The organism is Citrobacter sp. TBCS-14 (assembly GCF_005280805.1).
In the GTDB taxonomy this organism is placed as follows: Bacteria; Pseudomonadota; Gammaproteobacteria; order Enterobacterales; family Enterobacteriaceae; genus Citrobacter; species Citrobacter gillenii.
The window spans coordinates 87,127-106,063 of record NZ_SZWM01000185.1; the positions used below are offsets into that span (position 1 = coordinate 87,127).

Below are 18,937 nucleotides of genomic sequence, written 5' to 3' on the forward strand. Positions count from 1 at the left end.
GTATGCCAACTCAAGAAGCGAAAGCCCATCGCGTCGGTGAATGGGCGCGTCTGCGCAATACATCGCCGGAAATCGCCGAGGCTATTTTTGAAGTCGCCCATTATGACGAGAAACTGGCGGAGAAAATTTGGGAAGAAGGCAGCGACGAGGTGCTGATCAAAGCCTTCGAGAAAACGGACAAAGACTCACTCTTTTGGGGTGAACAGACTATCGAACGTAAAAACGTCTAGCATCATGACTCCCCCGTCTGCACGGGGGAGTTTCTTGTTATTTCACTCTACTTTGCCGCCGCATTCAGCACGCTATTGAATTTATCGATCGGGCAGAAGCCATTCGCATCTATCGGGCAGCCTTTCAGTTCCAGCGTCACGCGCTGCGCGGGTGATTTCAACGTCAACACCTGTGCATCACGCAGCTGCTGCGAGCTCTGATAAACATACTCGATTTTCATCAGATCCCGGTTAGCATTACTGTCATGCCAGCGCTGGAAGACAATCTTCCCGCCAATCGGCGTGCGTTCGTTCTGGTCATGCAGCTGATACGGTTTGAAATCCAGCGCGGTGAGTAATGACGCAATGTTGGAGTCGTGACCGACCAACACGGTAATTTTCGGCGCTTTTGTACGCTCGGTCACCAGTGCATTATCGATATATTTCACCAGCGGCTTGGCCACATTTTGCGCCACGGCCGGCGAGGTAAACAGGCTGTCCTGATAGCCATTCTTCAGCTTTGACAGCACCTTCCACTGTTGATCGGATTTGATCTCACCCCAGGCCACCTCATTTAGCGGGAACCCTTCGTAATATTGCAACGTGAACGCATCCACCAGCGAGTTACCAACCTTTAGCGGTCCTGAAACCCCTGGCTCCTGTTGGTACTTCGCAGTAAACGTGTCTTTGGCGTCGGTCAGTGAGCACTGCTGTTTTTCTTTACAGGACGGTGAGTCTTTGTAGTTTGTCATTTGCTCTAGCAACTGGTAGCTGTCGCTAAGCTGCATTTTGCTGCGATCTTTTTCCATCGCCTGCACGGCCTGCTGACTAAAGGCGGCAGAGTCGTCAGTGATTACCGGGTTGAAGGTGGGATCCATGGTGCCCATTTTTTCCTGATGGTGCACGGGAACATCGCAGCCCGGGAACGCGCCGGTCACAAAGAACTGCGCCGTTGCGACCGTACGCTGCAGGCTATTGGCGTAGGTATACACCGAGTCCGGGGCCGGACATTCACCGGATTTCACCATCCCCTGCTCTGCCAGCCATTCACGCATGTAATGGCCCATATAGATTTCCAGCACCCCGCCTTTGGTGGTGAGTTGACCGCCCGGCACATCCCATTGTGGCCACGGCTTCGGCGTCGATTGCTCCAGAACGCTGCCATTATTGGCTAAAGGTGCACGTAAGTTATGTCGGCTCATCATCAATACTTGCTGGAGTTGATAGCCCTCCGGCGCGGTCTGCGCCTGTGCGGCGGATGACAGTAATACGACCCCTGCCACGGCTGCGGCGATTAGCGATTTATTCATCCCTACGACCTCTTGTTGTTATCAATCACCACTGAGTGTGACAGAAACAAGACATTTTTCCGGGAACGCTTTCGCAAAAATGCAGGTGTAGTTAAGGGTTTATCTCAGCTGTAAAAAAATGCCGGGTTTCCCCGGCACGATATTCAGAACGTTTTTGCCCACCACAGCCGCAATTTCATGCCCCAGTAACTGGTCCAGCCGCTGGTTGTGGAGACCACGCGGCCTTGCGACATCACTACCAGTGTCGGCGTAACGCTAACCTCCCAACTGCGGGAGAGCGTGCCATCGGCGTCATTGATGACCGGGAAGTCCACGCCTTTGCGCGACAGCCAGCGAGACACTTCCGCTTCACTGCCGGAGCGTAACGCAATGGTCATCACGTTCTCGCCTTCCCGCTGCAACCGGGCAACATCCGGTGTGGTGAAGCGACAAACGCCACACCAGCTGGCCCAGAAATAGAGCAGCACAGGTTCTTGTTGACTGAGCGCCGCCAAGGTAACGGTTTCACCCTCCAAAGTCTGCAATGGCGTGCTGTCAAAAGCGGTGGGGAGCGTGGGCGCTCGCCACGCATCCATCAGCAACATCGCGCCCACAATCAGCACCAGTAAGATGAGCCCTTCGCGCAGCCAGCGGCGCAGTTCACTGAGCATTGGCCGCCGCCAGCTTTTCTTTGACCACAGCTTCCAGCGTTTCCCACGGTACGGCGCCTGGGATCAGTTCATCGCCGATAATCGTGGCAGGCGTACCGCGCACACCTACCAGCCGCGCCAGTTGCAGGTTGGTGCTCAGCGTTTCCATACTTTTATCATCCAATGTGACCGGGGTTGCCGCCGATTTCTCCTGCGCCTGTTTAATACTGGCAGCAGTATGGTAGCCTCTTTTCTGCATCAGTTTTTCATGTAACGCCTGGAACTGCTGCGGGTGCTCACGCCAGGTCATCAGTGCGGTGCGCGCCGACAGCACCGAGCTTTCACCTTTAAACGGCAGCGGTTTAATCACTACGGCTACGTCCGGGTACTTTTGCACAATTTTTTCCAGCATCGGATCCAGTTGCTTGCAGTACGGGCAGTTGTAATCGGTAAAGTTAATCAGCGTCAGTTTTGCCTGCTTCGCGCCAATGCGCGGACTGTCCGGATCGTTAAACAGCGCTTCCTGAATTAACGCTTCAATTTGCTTTTCCTGCTCCGGGGTAAACGGCGCGGGCTCTTGCGCCACACTGACGGCAGAAAACAGGGACAACAGCAGAACAATCAACAGTTTCATGGTGTAACTCCTTTAGCATCTACCAGCGTGTTTAACACCGCATCGCGGGTTAACAGCGTCGGCAACGCCTGGCCTTCCGGCATGCCGGGGCCATAAATTTGGTTAAACGGCACAGCAACCTGGCCGCGTTTTTTTAGAAATTCGGTAATTGCTTCAGAGGGCAGCGTCCAGTCACCGCGCAGTGCCACCACATCGGGCTGCTGCAGGGCGGCCTGCACGTCTTCTTTATTCAAGACATTGAATTTGTTGACCTTACAGGTAATACACCAGTCGGCGGTCACATCGATGAAAACACGTTTATGCTGAGCCAGCGCGTCGGTAATGGCCTGTTCACTAAGCGGCTGCCAGTTGACGCTCTCTTTGGCAGCACTTTGGCTGGTAAACCCCAGATGCGGGAGCAGCAACGTTGCCAGCCAGATGGCTGAACCGAGCATCATCACCCCGAGCAAACGCCGCAGGATAGTCATCCAGCGTCCCGGACGCGGTAAACGCAGCGCCAGACCCGGGCGCAGAGCCACCAGCAGCCACGGTAAACTCATTCCCAGTCCTAGAGCCAGAAACAGCCCCCACAGCGTGGGTAGTGAAGCCGTTAGCGCCACCGCCACAGCCGTACCCAGGAACGGCGCACTGCACGGCGTGGCAAGCAGCGTCGCAAACGCGCCCTGCCAGAAATGACCGGCCAGGCCATTGCCACCGTGGGTCGCCAGCGTAGTGGTCATCTTTGAAGGTAAACGGAATTCAAACAGCCCGAACAGGCTGGCACTGAACGTCAGCATCACCAGCACCATCACGCCGATAAACCACGGGCTCTGGAACTGGATCCCCCAGCCGAGTGCCTGATTGGTCATCCGCAGCACCGTCATCAGCGCGGCCAACGCCATAAAGGAGACCACTATTCCGGCCACCGAAGCCAGAAACTGGCGGCGAACCTGGCGACGGTTTTTCTCCTCGACGAGTAAAATTGAACCCAGCTTCATCCCAAGAACCGGCAGCACGCAGGGCATCAGGTTGAGGATAAGCCCGCCCAGAAGCGCCATCAACACCACCTGCCACAGCGGGAGCGCCGCGCTTTCTGCTGCCGGCGCGTCACCAATGACAAGACGACTTTCCTGAGCGACACCGTTATCTGCCAGCACCAGCGTGAGCGATTTACCGCGCAGATCCGGCGCACCCTCACCCCAGCTGTCATGCACCGGGATCGTGGCGCGCAGCGTTTCACCCTCCACGCGCATTGTCGGCATGCCAAAGTCCGCCTCATCGACAGTATCCAGGTACAACCCCGGTGTAGACCAGCCGCCCTTACGCTGCGCCTCGACGACCAGTTCTCCAGCGCGCGCCCCGGCGTGCAGAGAATCCGTCAGACCACTGGCAAGTGGGATCTGCCCCATGGCCTGTGCATAGTCATGGGCAAAGGTGGCGTCCAGGACAGAAGGCGTCACAGAAAAGGGATAATCTGTCAGCAGACAAACGTTGCTACAGGTCGACAGCGTCAAAACGCCGTTCAGCGTAGCCGGTGACGTACCGCGCACCACCATCGGGAACGTCACCCGATCGTGATAGCCCTGGGTAGTAATGTTGGCGACTTCAAAACGCGCAGGCGTGGGCCAGAACCAGTCCACGGTTGGCATGGCGCCCTTCCAGGCAATAGACGGCGCGACGCCGCCCTCGCCCGGTGAGCGCCAGTAGGTTTTCCAGCCATCCTCCAGTTTGACGTCCAGCAGCAGCCTGGTTTCCCCCTCGGCGGACGTATCGGCACGCAGCCGCACACTGGCATGGTCATTCTCGGCTGAGCGCAGCCAGCCGATATCAGCCGCCCAGGATACGGGCAGCCATAGCAATAACAGACAGAGCAGCGCCTGCCTGAAAACAGTCATCATATTTTTTCTCCGTGAATAATTATCTAACAGTCAGCAACGGCTGCTCTGTCATTCACGGAAGACGCAAAACCTGAGATGAACCCGCAGAGTGGGCGGCGAGATAGCTCGCGGTGGGAAAAACGGCAGACGAAAAACCCGCACCGGCGCCAGTAGCGACAGAAGCAGGCAAAGCACCAGAATGGCACCTTCAAACAGCACCGGAGGCGAAGCCAGCAATGACTTCGCACTCAGTTCGCAAGGGGTCACGGGTGAGGCGTCATCAGCCTCTATTTGCGCGCTGGCAACAACGGTTGCGGCAGTGGTGTTCATCTGCAACGCGTGCAGACCCGCCATGCGCTGCGCAGTGCATACCATCACTACGACACATGCCAGGCACAGGAACCACCATCCCATCCGTTGACGTTTTGCCATTTTACCCTCACTGATTGACGCGGTTATCTTAGCTACTGGCGAGGTTTTGGCAACCTTTACGCTGTAAAGTTATGTCGGTGCAGGACATTCATTCGCCCTGCGTGTATGTCATGGAAACAAATAATCGCCACCGTAAAATATAACGAGGGAAATATTTCGCTATTTCCGATAACTCCAAAAAATCCACCCAGACATTTAAATACGTTATTAAAAAGCATCCATGCGTAAATCAAAGTAAGGAGCAGCGCATTATAAAATAAATGCTTTATTATAATGATGGCGTAATGGACATCGCGTTCATTATAAACATCTTTGTTTATAATATGTTATTTAGAGTATATGAAAATGAAAAAATATCTACTCCCGCTGATCGGGTTGCTGTTTACCGTGAGTGCTCAGGCCGCAACATTTACCGATGGAAAAGAATTTATCACGCTGGAAAAAGCCGTACCGTCAGCGCCTGCTGCACTGAAGTTTTTCTCCTTCTACTGCCCCTCTTGCTATCAATACGATGAGGTCCTGGAAGTTACTGATAATGTGAAAAAAGCCTTACCTGAGGATGTTAAACTCACCGAGTACCACGTCGACTTTTTAGGTCCTCTGGGAGCCGATATGACGCACGCCTGGTCTGTCGCCATGCTGTTAAATGTAGAAGATAAGGTTAAACCTTTACTTTTTGATGCCGTACAGAAGAAACAGTCGATTAAAACCGCTGATGATATTCGCAACGTGTTTATCCAGGCAGGCGTGAGCGCCAGCGATTATGATGCCGCATGGAATAGCTTTGCGGTGAAATCACTGACCGCTAAACAGCAAGAATTGGCCAAAGCCGTCGATTTGAAAGGCGTACCGGCTATCTTCATTAACGGCAAATATATGATTAACCCGAAAGGATTAAATTCCGATAACGTGAATGCCTTTGTGCAGAACTACGCAGAGACGGTCCGTTTTCTTATTACCAAATCCTGATCATTAATATTGCACGACGCACCACCAACAGAAACCATCTGCTACCGTTGGTGGTGCACAATGTCCGATTCATGCCGTCAGGCGTCACTGTTTTCGTCCCTTTCATAGTTGGCATTCGCACTTTTCAGGATTACCCTAAACTTACGGTGATGCCTTTCCCGAGGGGTATCCTTCTTCATGGGTTGATTCATACGAGATAACACTATGGAATTAAAGGATTATTACGCCATCATGGGCGTGAAACCGACGGACGATCTCAAAACCATCAAGACCGCCTATCGTCGACTCGCCCGCAAATACCATCCTGACGTCAGCAAAGAAACCGACGCCGAAGCGCGTTTTAAAGAGGTTGCTGAAGCCTGGGAAGTCTTAAGCGATGAACAACGTCGTGCCGAATACGATCAGTTGTGGCAGCACCGCAACGATCCGCAGTTCAGCCGTCAGTTCCAGCAAGGTGAAGGTCAGAGCTACAACGCCGAAGATTTTGACGATATTTTCTCCTCCATTTTTGGTCAACACGCTCGCCAGTCGCAACAGCGCCACGCCCGTCGTGGGCACGATATCGAAATCGATGTGGCCGTGTTCCTCGAAGAAACCCTTGCTGAGCATAGCCGCACCATCAGTTACTCCCTACCGGTCTACAATGCGTTTGGCCTGGTAGAGCGAGAGATCCCCAAAACGCTGAATGTGAAAATTCCAGCAGGTGTAGGCAACGGCCAGCGCATCAGGCTGAAAGGCCAGGGCACGCCCGGTGAGAACGGTGGCCCGAACGGTGATTTGTGGCTGGTGATTCATATCGCGCCGCATCCGCTATTTGATATCGTCAATCAGGACCTGGAAATTGTCGTGCCCCTTGCCCCATGGGAAGCCGCACTGGGCACAAAAGTGACCGTGCCAACACTCACAGAGAGTATCCTGCTGACGATCCCACCTGGCAGCCAGGCCGGACAACGATTACGCATCAAGGGCAAAGGGCTGGTGAGTAAAAAACAGACCGGCGACCTGTACGCGGTGATCAAAATTGTGATGCCACCCAAACCTGACGACAACAGCGTCGCATTGTGGCAACAGCTAGCGGACGCGCAGAAGACCTTTGATCCACGCAAAGAGTGGGGGAAAGCATAATGGCTAACGTTACCGTCACTTTTACCATTACTGAGTTTTGCCTGCATACCGGCGTTTCCGCCGAGGAGCTGACTGAGATTGTCGGCCTGGGGATGATCGAACCCCGCGAAGATGAAAGCGCCCACTGGCAGTTTGACGATCGCGCATTAAGTGTCGTACGACGGGCTTTGCGTTTACGTCAGGAACTGGCGCTTGACTGGCCGGGGATAGCCGTTGCGCTCACGTTACTGGAAGAGAATGCGCAGTTGCGTCAGGAAAATCGCCTGCTGCGCCAGCGTTTGTCACGCTTTGTCACGCATTCATAACGTATTGAGATTAACGCCCGATTGATAACGTGAAATACCACGGGTAAGCGACGAATTCAGCGCTTACCCGTGTAGTCAGGATTTATCCGTCTTGCCGAACAGCAACGCCGTGTAGTGGGTGTTCACTTTGCCACTGCGTTTACCGTCTGGTCCAAAATATCGGTCATCCCGGCACAGACGCTCAGTGGTGTCGCAGAACAGACCGCCCTGGAAGGTAAAGGCCGTCGTGTCAAATTGTCCGGCCGCTGCCAGTTTATCACCCTGCTTCTTTCCGACATACTTCGTGGTCAGCGCCACCGACAAGCCGTGCTCATCCGCACAGATATATTTGTCGCACAGTACGCCCGCGACAGGGCTGTGTGGTCCGGTGGTCGCGGCGTACGCGGGCAGTGACAGGATACCAACTGCCAGCAGGCTACCAATTTTTATCATCATACTCTCCCTATATTCTTCGCCTGACATGATTAATATTGTACACCAGAAACCATCTATAACCATGAGCTACAATTATATTACTTTTAGATAATCAGCTGCGCGCTTGATGACAATAATGTGCAAAGGTTTACTATAAACCTGTCTTTTTTAGCAGGGAATTAAAATGAACAAAACAAAAGGCGTAATGATTCTGCCCCTGACATTCGCCCTGTCGGCGTGTGCTTTAAATACGATAGTGCAAGTATAACTCGCCATCACACATTGGGTGAACCTGAATTTAAATAACGCACTCTGTTACCTGTAATTCACTTGCTAAATCATTAGCCAAAAATAGGCTTTATCCTTCTTATGCCTGATCGCCTCATGCTATTTATCGATGACATCCCTCCCCTGCATACAATGCAAATTACTGTGTACGTCAAATTTATTCAGGGATTACTATGAACAGAAAACGCTTACTGCTGATACCATTGTTTTTTAGTGTCGCAATTATCACCGCGTGTGACAATCAATCCTCAGAAAAAAACATCACCAGAGAAGCCGAAGTTGGGATTATTACTCTGAAACCCTCTTCCGTTGATATTAAAAGTGAACTTCCGGGCAGGGCCGTATCGTTCGAAATTGCTGAGATCAGACCGCAGGTCAGCGGTATAATTATTAAGCGAAATTTTATTGAGGGTGATAAAGTCAGCAAAGGTGAATCGCTCTACCAAATTGATCCGGCGCCTCTGCAGGCAAAACTCGATGCGGCCAAAGGCGCTCTGGCAAAAGCACTGTCCACTACCAATAATCTACGTTTAACATTCCAGCGCCAGTCAGCTTTATTAAAATCCAATTACGTCAGTCGTCAGGATTATGACACCACGCGTTCACAGCTTAATGAAGCTGACGCTAATGTTGCCGTCGCCAGAGCGGACGTCGAGCAGGCCGCCATTAACCTTCATTACGCCAATGTCACCTCGCCTATCGATGGCATTAGCGGCACGTCTTCCGTTACCGTTGGCGCACTGGTCACCGCGAATCAGGAAAGCGCGCTGGTCACCATTCAGCAATTAGACCCGATTTACGTCGATTTAACCCAGTCGGTGCAGGACTTCTTACGCCTGAAAGAAGAAAAATCCAGTGGAAAAATCGCCCAGGAAAAAGGCCAGATCCCGGTTGAATTGATGCTGGAAAATGGCAAACCCTACCGCTATACCGGGGCGCTGCAGTTTTCCGATCCCGCCGTCGATAAAGTCACTGGCTCCGTGACCCTGCGCGCCATCTTCCCGAATCCTGACGGCGAGATTTTACCCGGTATGTACGTTACGGCTTTACTGGATGAAGGTCGCCAGCAGAACGTTCTAATGGTTCCTCAGCAAGGGGTTACCCATAACGAGCAGGGAAAGGCGACTGCCCTGATCCTCGACCAGAAAAACAGGGTGCAACTGCGCCAAATCAACGCAGTAAAAGCTGTCGGTAACCAATGGTTAGTGACCGCAGGATTACGTCCCGGCGACCGGGTTATTGTTTCCGGATTACAACGAATCCGTCCGGGAATGAAAGCCCGGGTTCTCTCTTCGCCATCAAACAGCCCTGACACGGTAACCGAACAGTAATATTTCAGGTATTAAGGACACCTTCTTCATGGCTAACTTTTTTATTGAGCGCCCGGTTTTTGCCTGGGTGCTGGCGATTATTCTGATGTTTACCGGGGGGATCGCTATTATGAACCTGCCGATCGCCCAATATCCGCAAATAGCGCCCCCGACGATTACGATTAACGCCGCCTACCCTGGCGCAGACGCAAAGACCGTAGAAGACTCCGTCACTCAGGTGATTGAACAAAATATGAATGGTCTTGATGGCCTGATGTACATGTCGTCCACCAGCGACGCGGCAGGCAATGCGTCAATTATCCTGACGTTTAAAACCGGCACATCACCCGATATTGCACAGGTTCAGGTGCAGAATAAACTGCAGTTGGCGATGCCCTCCTTGCCGCAGGAGGTTCAGCAACAAGGGGTCAGCGTGGATAAATCCAGTAGCAATATCTTAATGGTTGCCGGCTTTATCTCGGATAACAACAGCCTGAGCCAATATGATATTGCTGACTATGTTGCCTCAAACATTAAAGATCCTCTCAGTCGTACTGCCGGGGTGGGGAGCGTGCAATTATTCGGTTCACAATACGCCATGCGCATTTGGTTGGATCCGCAAAAACTCAACAAATATAGCCTCACACCGCAGGACGTTATTGCGCAAATTAAGATACAGAATAATCAGATATCGGGGGGACAACTGGGGGGGATGCCTCAGTCGGCAGACCAGCAGTTGAATGCGTCGATCGTTGTTCAGACTCGCCTGCAAAGTACCGATGAATTTGGCAAGATCTTTCTGAAAGTCCAGCAAGACGGTTCTCAGGTTCTGTTGCGTGACGTTGCGCGAATTGAGCTGGGGGCGGAAAATTATTCGACGGTCGCACGGTATAACGGCAAACCTGCCGCCGGGATCGCGATTAAGCTTGCCGCCGGCGCAAATGCCCTGGAAACATCCCAGGCGGTCAAAAAAGAGCTGGACAAATTATCGGCCTGGTTCCCGGCCAGCATGAAGACCGTTTACCCCTATGACACCACCCCGTTTATCAAGATTTCAATTCAGGGTGTTTTCCAAACATTGATCGAGGCAATTATCCTGGTCTTCCTCGTCATGTATCTATTTCTGCAAAATTTCCGCGCGACGCTTATCCCCACAATCGCAGTTCCCGTGGTTATTCTCGGCACATTTTCCATCTTGTCTGTCGCCGGTTTTACGATTAATACACTGACGATGTTTGGCATGGTGCTGGCAATAGGACTTTTAGTCGATGATGCCATCGTAGTGGTCGAGAACGTTGAGCGTATTATTTGCGAAGAAAAATTGCCGCCAAAAGAGGCAGCGCATAAAGCGATGAGCCAGTTGCAAAGAGCGCTGGTCGGTATTGCCGTGGTGTTATCTGCCGTATTTATGCCGATGGCCTTTATGAGCGGCGCGACAGGTGAAATCTTCCGTCAGTTTTCCATCACCTTGATCTCCTCTATGACGCTATCGGTATTCGTGGCGATGAGCCTGACACCCGCACTTTGCGCCACGCTGTTGAAACCCGCGCCTGAGGAGGAGAATACAAGAACACATTTTCTGTTCACCCATTTCAATCATTTCATGGAGAAGTGCACCCGGCACTACACGGACAGCACGCGTAAACTCTTGCGTTGCACAGGCCGTTATATGGTCATCTATTTGGTGATCGGGGCCGGCATGATTTGCTTGTTTTTACGCACCCCAACCTCCTTTTTACCTGAAGAAGATCAGGGGGTATTCATGACCACGGCACAATTGCCTTCAGGTTCAACGATGGTCAATACCCGCAAAGTCCTCGACGAAATAACAGATTACTACCTGACGAAAGAACGGAAAAATGTCGCGTCTGTTTTTACCGTTGGTGGATTTGGCTTCAGCGGCCAGGGGCAAAACAACGGGCTGGCCTTTATCAGCCTGAAGCCATGGTCAGAACGTGTTGGTGAAGAAAATGCAGTTACCGCCATTATTCAACGGGCAATGGTGGCTTTAAGCACCATTAATAATGCCGTGATTTATCCGTTCAATTTACCTGCGGTAGCAGAACTGGGAACCGCTTCAGGGTTTGATATGGAGCTACTGGATAACGGTAATCTCGGACACGAAAAAATGATGCAGGCACGCAATCAGTTGCTGGAGCTGGCCAGTCAGTCATCCGGAGAGGTCGCCGGGGTGCGTCCTAACGGGCTGGAAGACACACCGATGTTCCATGTTAATGTTGACGCCAAAAAAGCTGAGGCCATGGGCGTTTCACTCGCGGATATTAATCAGACCCTCTCCACAGCGTTTGGTAGCCGCTATGTCAATGATTTCCTTAACCAGGGCCGCGTTAAAAAAGTGTATGTCCAGGCTGATACGCCGTTCCGTATGCTACCTGGCAATATAAACCACTGGTACGTGCGCAACGCCTCCGGCTCTATGACCCCGCTTTCCGCCTTCTCAACCACCGAATGGACCTATGGTTCACCCCGTCTTGAACGTTACAACGGGCAGCCTGCGATGGAAATTCTGGGACAGCCGGTTGCCGGGAAAAGCAGCGGTGATGCAATGAACTTTATGGCATCCCTGATTAATAAACTCCCTGCCGGCGTCGGCTACGCGTGGACGGGTCTGTCTTATCAAGAGGCGTTATCCACCAACCAGGCCCCCATGCTATATGCCATTTCGCTCGTGGTAGTCTTTCTTGCGCTGGCAGCACTGTATGAAAGCTGGTCCATTCCTTTTTCCGTGATGCTCGTAGTGCCCATTGGCATCGCCGGTGCGTTGCTGGCTACCGACCTGCGTGGTTTGAGCAATGATGTTTACTTCCAGGTCGGCCTGCTCACCACGATGGGCCTGTCGGCTAAAAACGCCATTCTGATCGTTGAGTTTGCCGTCGAGATTATGCAAAAAGAAGGTAAAACACCGCTTGAGGCTGCCGTCGAGGCGGCGCAAATGCGTCTGCGCCCTATTCTGATGACCTCACTGGCCTTCATTTTAGGTGTAATTCCACTGGCTATAAGCAACGGCGCGGGTTCTGGTGCACAAAATGCCGTCGGTACCGGCGTAATCGGGGGCATGCTGGCGGCGACCGTACTGGCGATTTATTTTGTCCCGGTCTTCTTTGTGCTCGTTGAAAACACGTTAGCGCGATTTAAAACATCGCGCTGATATAAATAAATATAATATATCCGTATATGATAAACACTCTGGGGTTACATTATGTAATCCCAGAGTGTTTAAATAATCGATTAACAATGATTTAATGCATATTCTGAACATTCACCGCAACTTCAGAATATTTTCAGGCCTGAATGAAGTGCAACAGATCGTTATTAATCACCTCGGCATGGGTAGTATGCATCCCATGCGGATAACCTGGATAAATCTTCAGAACGCTGTTAACGAGCAATTTATCCTGCAACAGCGCTGCATTTTTATAAGGGACGACCTGATCATCATCTCCTTGCATCACCAAAACGGGTAGCGTAATGGCTTTTAAATCATCGGTCTGATCGGTTTCAGAGAACGCCTTAATTCCTTCGTAGTGCGCTTTTGCACTCCCCATCATGCCCTGTCGCCACCAGTTTTGAAGAGTTCCATTGGATATCTCTGCCCCTTCCCGATTGAATCCATAAAAAGGCCCGGTTGCCACGTCAAGATAAAACTGCGCGCGATTGGCGGCAAGCGCCTGGCGGAATCCATCGAAAACGCTGAGCGGTGTCCCTCCCGGATTATTATCTGTCTTAACCATCAGCGGTGGCACGGCGCTGATCAGCACGGCTTTCGCCACGCGACCTTGCGGTTGTCCGTATTGAGCGACATATCTTGCCACCTGCCCCCCTCCCGTGGAATGACCAATATGCACGGCATTATGCAGGTCAAGATGCTCTACCACGGCCGACACATCTGCCGCATAGTGGTCCATATCATGACCGTCGCTCACCTGATCTGAACGTCCATGCCCGCGACGATCGATGGCGATAACACGATAACCGTGATTAAGGAAGAATAACATCTGGTTATCCCAGTCATCTGCGCTCAGCGGCCAGCCATGATGGAATACGATAGGTTGCGCATCTTTCGCACCCCAGTCTTTATAAAAAATGTTTACACCATCTTTTGTTTTTACAAATGACATAGTTGTATTTCCCTCGAGAGGATATTCCGCCTAAAGATCGTTGATACCACATTGATCGCGCAACGTCTTACCAGCATGTTACACATCAACGCGAATGAACCTGCGTAAGGCTTAGTGAGTATAGTTGCAAAAAAAGAAACCTATTAATTTTGGTTTTACTGGATATATAACGTATGCCATCAATAAATCGTTAAAAACAAAGCGTTAATAGCCAACATCCACTTACCTGAAAATTAAAATTCACATTATTAATGAATACCACTCATAGCGCCTATCCTCCTGCTGACCATTATCTGCAAGCACAAACCCGTTAACATGGTCCTGTCTTTCAATATCCAGATGGTTCAGCATGCTTAACCTACAAGCACAAACGCAGTCAGCGACGGCTAAAAAAACCGGTCTTACTTTTATCCTTATCCTTAGCGCCTTAATGGCCGTGACCTCCTTATCAACCGATATCTATCTGCCGGCAATGCCCATAATGGCAAAAGATTTACACGGCGATGCTGAGTTAACCATCACCGGTTTTCTCATGGGTTTTTGCATTGCACAACTGATTTGGGGACCGATTAGCGATCGTTATGGGCGGCGTCTGCCGCTATTCATTGGTTTGAGTTTATTCGTTATAGGTTCAGTCGGCTGCGCGTTATCAACGGATATTGTACACATTGTCTTCTGGCGTGTTTTTCAGGCGCTAGGTGCCTGTACCGGCCCGATGCTGGCGCGCGCAATGATCCGCGACCTGTTTAGCCGTACTCGCGCAGCACAAATGCTGTCGACCCTGATGATCATCATGGCTATCGCGCCGATTGCCGGTCCTCTGATTGGCGGGCAAATGATTAAGGTCACCTCGTGGCACACCATTTTCTGGCTACTGGCGATAATCGGTACATTCATGCTGCTGTCGTTATGCTGGCTACCGGAAACCCTGACGGAAGACAAACGTTCCCAGGCTTCCATCTCCAGCGCCTTTCATCATTATTCCGCATTACTGACCAACACCAGATATATGCGCTTTACGCTATGCCTGACGTTTTACTACATCGCGGCCTACGCCTTTATCACCGGTTCCCCATTTGTGTACATCACGTACTTCGGCGTTGATCCGCAGCATTATGGCTGGTTATTTGCCATCAACATTGTGGGACTGATGGCCGTGAGCATGGTCAACAGACGCCTGGTTTATCGCTACCCACTGGAGGCGTTACTTAAGATTGCTGTCTTCATCGCTACCGTTGCCGCCATCGTGCTGGCTGTTACAACGGGTCTGGGCGCGGGAGGGATCACCGTGATTGTCGGAGCCGTATTCGTGTTCTTCTCAATGAATGGCATCATCGCCGCGACGTCTACGGCATGTGCACTGGACGCCGCGCCGAATGTCGCCGGTTCCGCATCGGCGCTAATGGGCGCGTTGCAATACGGTAGCGGCATCATCTCCTCGCTGTTGCTGCCACTCTTTAGCGATGGCACACCTTGGACAATGAGCTGGGTCATTGCGGTATTTACGACAGCCAGTGCCGTCATGGCACTGAGCATTCAGGTAAAAAATCCGCAGTAGCACGAGATACTGCTATTCCCCCAGAGAATGGCAAAACTCTTAGATTTACAGTGCTGTAAGAATTGTGGCTTCTATTTTCTCTGGGGTGGTGAACGGTGCAAAACGCTTGAGCGGTTTACCGTCACGTCCAATCAGGAACTTAGTGAAGTTCCACTTGATCCGCCCACCCAGCACGCCTGGCAATTCGTCTTTCAGGTAGCGAAATACCGGATGCGTTGCGCCGCCGTTGACCTCCACTTTCTCGAACATCGGGAAACTCACACCGTAGTTGATGTGGCAGGTCTGAGCGATTTCGTCGGCACCGCCGGGTTCCTGCTTACCAAATTGGTTGCAGGGAAACCCCAGCACCACCAGTCCCTGCGCGGCGTACTTCTTGTAAAGCGCCTCAAGACCTGCGTATTGTGGCGTAAAGCCACAATGGCTGGCGGTGTTAACGACCAGAACCAGCTTGCCAGCGTAGTCAGCCATAGAGATGAGCTGACCCTGCAGGCTGGTGGCAGTAAGTTGATGAAAAGTGGTCATGTCGGGATCCTCAGAGCAGACGTCGACATTGCCATGCAGCGGGTTGCTGCTGGGGTAATCGTCGCGGGTCGTGGCGAGGAGATCCGGCTCCCCATTGATTAACACCCTATTATACGAGCAATATCCGTTTCCTCATCATTCATTAGTTACGCCACTGCCATTTTGTTAATCTTCGTTACTGGTAATCAGAATGGATGTCAGGAAATGAGCGAGCAGATAAAGATAGATATTCCGCCACAGGATGGTCGTGGCTTTTGGGTTGCTAAAGGTCAAACATTCAGTGTTATTGACCCTGAAGGACAGCAGGTTGCGGACTTGTGGGCAATGTCTATCAGCGCTGGTGAAATTGACTGGCTAAGCACATCTCAGACGCGAGATATAACAGAGCGATTATTCCCCGCACCGGGAGAGTCTTTTTACAGTGAAAAAGCCAAACCCTTACTCACATTAGTGCAAGATAACTCACCATGCCCGCATGATATGCTGTTCCCGGCCTGCAACCCTGGACTTTACGAACGAGCAGGCCTGTATGATCACCCGAACTGTCGTGACAACATGCTGAGAGCACTGCAGGCGGCAGACATATCACTCCCCATCGTTCCCGATCCGGTCAATTTTTTCCAACGCTCAGAACCGCAGGCTAACGGTAAGCTTGAGGTATTGGCTTCGAACAATCCCCCCGGAGGAAATGTGCTATTACTCGCGGAAACAGATCTCTATGTGGTGGTTACTGCCTGTTCTGTTGATTTCCACCCGACCAATGGGGGCCACTGTACTGGTATCCAGATTATCGTTGGTTGAAATTCTGATAGATTAGGACTGGGCTATCACCGACTTCCAGGACGAGCACAGCAGGTGCAATAAGCCTTTCGGGGCACTTTTATTTGAGGTTAACGATGGAATTTATTCCTTATTTTTTATTTGCCGGAGCGCTGTTTCTTAATGCCGGCGTTCCAGGGCCCAGTATTGCTGCCCTTGTGTCACGGGTCATTACGAATGGCTGGCGAAATGTCATACCTTTCATCGCTGCAATGTGGATAGGTGAAGTGATCTGGCTCTCCATGGCTATGGCCGGGCTAACTACCCTCGCGCAAACATTCCAGTTCGGTTTTCATATTCTGAAATGGGTAAGCATCGCCTACCTTTGCTGGCTTGCGTTTAAAATGTGGCGCAAGCCTGTGAATGAGAAAACAGACGAACTTCCGCAACGGACATCTTCATGGTCAATGTTTAGCGCGGGTATGGCATTAACGTTGGGTAACCCCAAAATCATGGTGTTCTACCTGGCTCTTCTTCCGTCGTTTATCGATTTGTCAAAAGCCGGTGTAAGTGAATGGGCAATCCTTGCCAGCATTACGCTGGTGACATTGGCCGCGATCGATCTGACCTGGACGTTCCTTGCACACAGAGCACGCGTTTTATTACGGACTCCTAAAGCGGTGAGATTTGCCAATCGTATAGGCGCTGTTGCTATGGGCGGTGCCGCTGCGGCTATCGCTGCACGCAACTAATACCCTAAAAAGTCTGCTGGCCATTTGTCGGCAGATTTATTAAATCTGAGCGTCTGTTTCTGGCTCTGACCGGCCCTTGAGGCTGGCATTATCCGTAAAAAACCTTGTACCATTTTTAATGAAGGAGTTCGCATGCTAAAAGTCATCGCCGAAGATTTTATCAAACCTGAATGCGTCGACAACGTTCTCCCTTTATACCGCGAACTCATCGCGGCAACGAAGAAAGAGCCTCTGTGTATTGCTTATGATTTGTACCGGGATGAAAAGGATCTGGGGCATTTTATTTTCATTGAAGAGTGGCCAGACCGGGCAGCACTCGATGCACACTGTGCCAGCGAGCATTTTACTCGGCTTGTTCCTTTGATTGATCAATACGCACGTAAAGCGGCGCAGTATATCCTGATGGATGGTCGGGTGGAGCCGGAGAGATAAAGTCCGTTTCCGGCTCGAAGCCGACCAGCGTTGTTCCATAAGATTAATGAATCCATCTAATAAAGCTTAGTGAATTACTCCATCTAATCAAATAAATCAGTTTGCGTTATGCTGTTACTGGACAACAGTTGAAGGATAACGTCATGCAAACAGTCACACTGAATAACGGTATTAACATGCCCCTGTTGGGCTTTGGTGTATTCCAGATGACGGATGCCGCCGAGTGCGAGCGGGCGGTGATTGACGCCATCGAAACGGGTTATCGCCTGATTGATACCGCAGCCTCTTACCTGAATGAAACTCAGGTAGGCAACGCGCTAAAACAAAGCGGCGTCGCCCGCGATGAGCTTTTTGTGACCACCAAATTGTGGTTACACGATACAAACTACGAAGGTGCGAAGGCCCAGTTCGAGCGGTCACTGAACCGACTACAGCTCGACTATGTTGACCTGTATTTGATTCACCAGCCTTACGGCGATGTCCACGGCGCATGGCGTGCCATGGAAGAGCTGCAACAGGCAGGTAAAATTCGTGCTATTGGCGTGAGCAACTTCCATCCCGACAGACTGGCCGATCTTATTGCCTTTAATAAGGTCACCCCGGCGGTGAATCAGATTGAAGTGAACCCTTTCAATCAGCAGCTGCATGCCGTGCCGTGGATGCAAAGTCGTGGCATTCAACCTGAAGCGTGGGCCCCGTTTGCCGAAGGGAAAAACGGTCTGTTCCAGCATCCTGAGTTAACAGCGATAGGCCAGAAATACGGCAAAAGCGTCGGTCAGGTTGTCCTGCGGTGGATCTTCCAGCGTGGCATCGTGTCACTGGCAAAATCGGTGCGTAAAGAACGTATGGAAGAGAATATCAACATCCTCGATTTTGAACTGAGCGCGGAAGACATGCTGCACATCACCGCGATCGACACCGCAACCAGCGCATTCTTTTCCCATCGCGACCCGGCCAGAGTGGAATGGCTGGCTGGCCGTAAGCTCGACGTCTAATCCGCGACACAAACAGTGGTTTACTGTCGCAAACACGTTATCTCGGTCAATCCTGGCTCGACGTGTTGGCGACAGGACTCGGTTTCATGGGGCTAAGCCACGGCTTACATGACTAACACGCTGAATCTGTTTGCCTGACACGTTAAATGCCGCAACCAGAACCGAATAAAACGAAAAAACCCAAGTCGCATAACGACTTGGGTTTCGTATTTGGCGGAAGCGTAGAGATTCGAACTCTAGAACCCTTTCGGGTCGCCGGTTTTCAAGACCGGTGCCTTCAACCGCTCGGCCACGCTTCC

19 protein-coding genes and 1 tRNA gene are annotated in these 18,937 nt (G+C 51.5%); 11 read left to right on the top strand and 9 right to left on the bottom strand.

Features of this window, described 5'->3' with window-relative positions; genetic code table 11:
- The first annotated feature begins 2 nt into the window (after positions 1-2).
- On the top strand, positions 3-230 hold the full coding sequence (locus FDX22_RS09130; protein ID WP_096757610.1) for a YccJ family protein: 228 nt from the start codon (positions 3-5) through the stop codon (positions 228-230).
- Between the two features lie 47 nt (positions 231-277).
- On the opposite strand, the gene agp is transcribed toward FDX22_RS09130, so the two are convergent.
- From agp to FDX22_RS09155, 5 genes are all read right to left on the bottom strand, one after another.
- Complete coding sequence (gene agp, locus FDX22_RS09135) at positions 278-1,519, bottom strand: bifunctional glucose-1-phosphatase/inositol phosphatase (RefSeq protein ID WP_146717076.1); 1,242 nt, start codon at positions 1,517-1,519, stop codon at positions 278-280.
- A 143-nt stretch (positions 1,520-1,662) separates the two neighbouring features.
- Entirely contained in the window at positions 1,663-2,169 is a 507-nt protein-coding gene (locus FDX22_RS09140) for a protein disulfide oxidoreductase (RefSeq protein ID WP_146717077.1), read from the bottom strand.
- A complete protein-coding gene (locus FDX22_RS09145; protein WP_096757613.1) occupies positions 2,159-2,782 on the bottom strand; it encodes a DsbA family protein in 624 nt (207 codons plus the stop codon). Before FDX22_RS09145 ends, FDX22_RS09140 begins: the two co-directional genes overlap by 11 nt.
- Positions 2,779-4,659 carry a protein-disulfide reductase DsbD domain-containing protein gene (locus FDX22_RS09150; RefSeq protein WP_146717078.1) on the bottom strand — a complete coding sequence of 627 codons (1,881 nt, stop codon included), beginning with the start codon at positions 4,657-4,659 and terminating at the stop codon, positions 2,779-2,781. The genes FDX22_RS09145 and FDX22_RS09150 overlap by 4 nt, the downstream gene beginning before the upstream one ends.
- Positions 4,660-4,707: 48 nt before the next feature.
- Positions 4,708-5,070, bottom strand: a complete 363-nt coding sequence (locus FDX22_RS09155) for a copper resistance protein (protein WP_146717079.1) — start codon at positions 5,068-5,070, stop codon at positions 4,708-4,710.
- A gap of 345 nt (positions 5,071-5,415) precedes the next feature.
- On the opposite strand from FDX22_RS09155, the gene dsbA reads away from it, so the two are divergent.
- The 3 genes from dsbA (at position 5,416) to cbpM (ending at position 7,469) form a co-directional block, all read left to right on the top strand.
- Entirely contained in the window at positions 5,416-6,039 is a 624-nt protein-coding gene (gene dsbA, locus FDX22_RS09160; protein ID WP_115258904.1) for a thiol:disulfide interchange protein DsbA, read from the top strand.
- Between the two features lie 204 nt (positions 6,040-6,243).
- Complete coding sequence (gene cbpA, locus FDX22_RS09165; protein ID WP_135912272.1) at positions 6,244-7,164, top strand: curved DNA-binding protein; 921 nt, start codon at positions 6,244-6,246, stop codon at positions 7,162-7,164.
- Positions 7,164-7,469, top strand: coding sequence for a chaperone modulator CbpM (gene cbpM, locus FDX22_RS09170; protein ID WP_146717080.1), 306 nt, complete (start codon positions 7,164-7,166; stop codon positions 7,467-7,469). Before cbpA ends, cbpM begins: the two co-directional genes overlap by 1 nt.
- 75 nt (positions 7,470-7,544) lie before the next feature.
- On the opposite strand, the gene FDX22_RS09175 is transcribed toward cbpM, so the two are convergent.
- A complete protein-coding gene (locus FDX22_RS09175; protein WP_096757619.1) occupies positions 7,545-7,904 on the bottom strand; it encodes a YcgJ family protein in 360 nt (119 codons plus the stop codon).
- A gap of 440 nt (positions 7,905-8,344) precedes the next feature.
- Between FDX22_RS09175 and FDX22_RS09180 the strand changes: the two genes are divergently transcribed.
- Both FDX22_RS09180 and FDX22_RS09185 read left to right on the top strand, forming a co-directional pair.
- On the top strand, positions 8,345-9,502 hold the full coding sequence (locus FDX22_RS09180; RefSeq protein ID WP_146717081.1) for an efflux RND transporter periplasmic adaptor subunit: 1,158 nt from the start codon (positions 8,345-8,347) through the stop codon (positions 9,500-9,502).
- A gap of 28 nt (positions 9,503-9,530) precedes the next feature.
- Complete coding sequence (locus tag FDX22_RS09185; RefSeq protein WP_146717082.1) at positions 9,531-12,650, top strand: efflux RND transporter permease subunit; 3,120 nt, start codon at positions 9,531-9,533, stop codon at positions 12,648-12,650.
- Between the two features lie 133 nt (positions 12,651-12,783).
- Here FDX22_RS09185 and FDX22_RS09190 read toward each other — a convergent pair whose 3' ends face one another.
- On the bottom strand, positions 12,784-13,620 hold the full coding sequence (locus FDX22_RS09190; protein WP_135912278.1) for an alpha/beta fold hydrolase: 837 nt from the start codon (positions 13,618-13,620) through the stop codon (positions 12,784-12,786).
- 349 nt (positions 13,621-13,969) lie between these two features.
- Here FDX22_RS09190 and FDX22_RS09195 point away from each other — a divergent pair, with 349 nt between their 5' ends.
- A complete protein-coding gene (locus FDX22_RS09195; protein ID WP_146717083.1) occupies positions 13,970-15,178 on the top strand; it encodes a multidrug effflux MFS transporter in 1,209 nt (402 codons plus the stop codon).
- Between the two features lie 45 nt (positions 15,179-15,223).
- Here the strand turns inward: FDX22_RS09195 and FDX22_RS09200 are convergent, their stop codons facing one another.
- Positions 15,224-15,700: a glutathione peroxidase gene (locus FDX22_RS09200; protein WP_146717084.1), complete on the bottom strand. Its 477-nt coding sequence runs from the start codon at positions 15,698-15,700 to the stop codon at positions 15,224-15,226.
- Between the two features lie 204 nt (positions 15,701-15,904).
- Between FDX22_RS09200 and FDX22_RS09205 the strand changes: the two genes are divergently transcribed.
- The 4 genes from FDX22_RS09205 to FDX22_RS09220 all read left to right on the top strand — a co-directional run bounded on the left by FDX22_RS09205 (position 15,905) and on the right by FDX22_RS09220 (position 18,638).
- Positions 15,905-16,501: an urea carboxylase-associated family protein gene (locus FDX22_RS09205; RefSeq protein WP_146717085.1), complete on the top strand. Its 597-nt coding sequence runs from the start codon at positions 15,905-15,907 to the stop codon at positions 16,499-16,501.
- A 95-nt stretch (positions 16,502-16,596) separates the two neighbouring features.
- Positions 16,597-17,211, top strand: a complete 615-nt coding sequence (locus FDX22_RS09210) for a LysE family translocator (RefSeq protein WP_135912281.1) — start codon at positions 16,597-16,599, stop codon at positions 17,209-17,211.
- 132 nt (positions 17,212-17,343) lie between these two features.
- Positions 17,344-17,643, top strand: a complete 300-nt coding sequence (locus FDX22_RS09215; RefSeq protein ID WP_115258908.1) for a putative quinol monooxygenase — start codon at positions 17,344-17,346, stop codon at positions 17,641-17,643.
- A gap of 143 nt (positions 17,644-17,786) precedes the next feature.
- Positions 17,787-18,638, top strand: a complete 852-nt coding sequence (locus tag FDX22_RS09220) for an aldo/keto reductase (protein ID WP_096757627.1) — start codon at positions 17,787-17,789, stop codon at positions 18,636-18,638.
- A 211-nt stretch (positions 18,639-18,849) separates the two neighbouring features.
- Here the strand turns inward: FDX22_RS09220 and FDX22_RS09225 are convergent.
- A tRNA-Ser gene (locus FDX22_RS09225) sits at positions 18,850-18,937 on the bottom strand.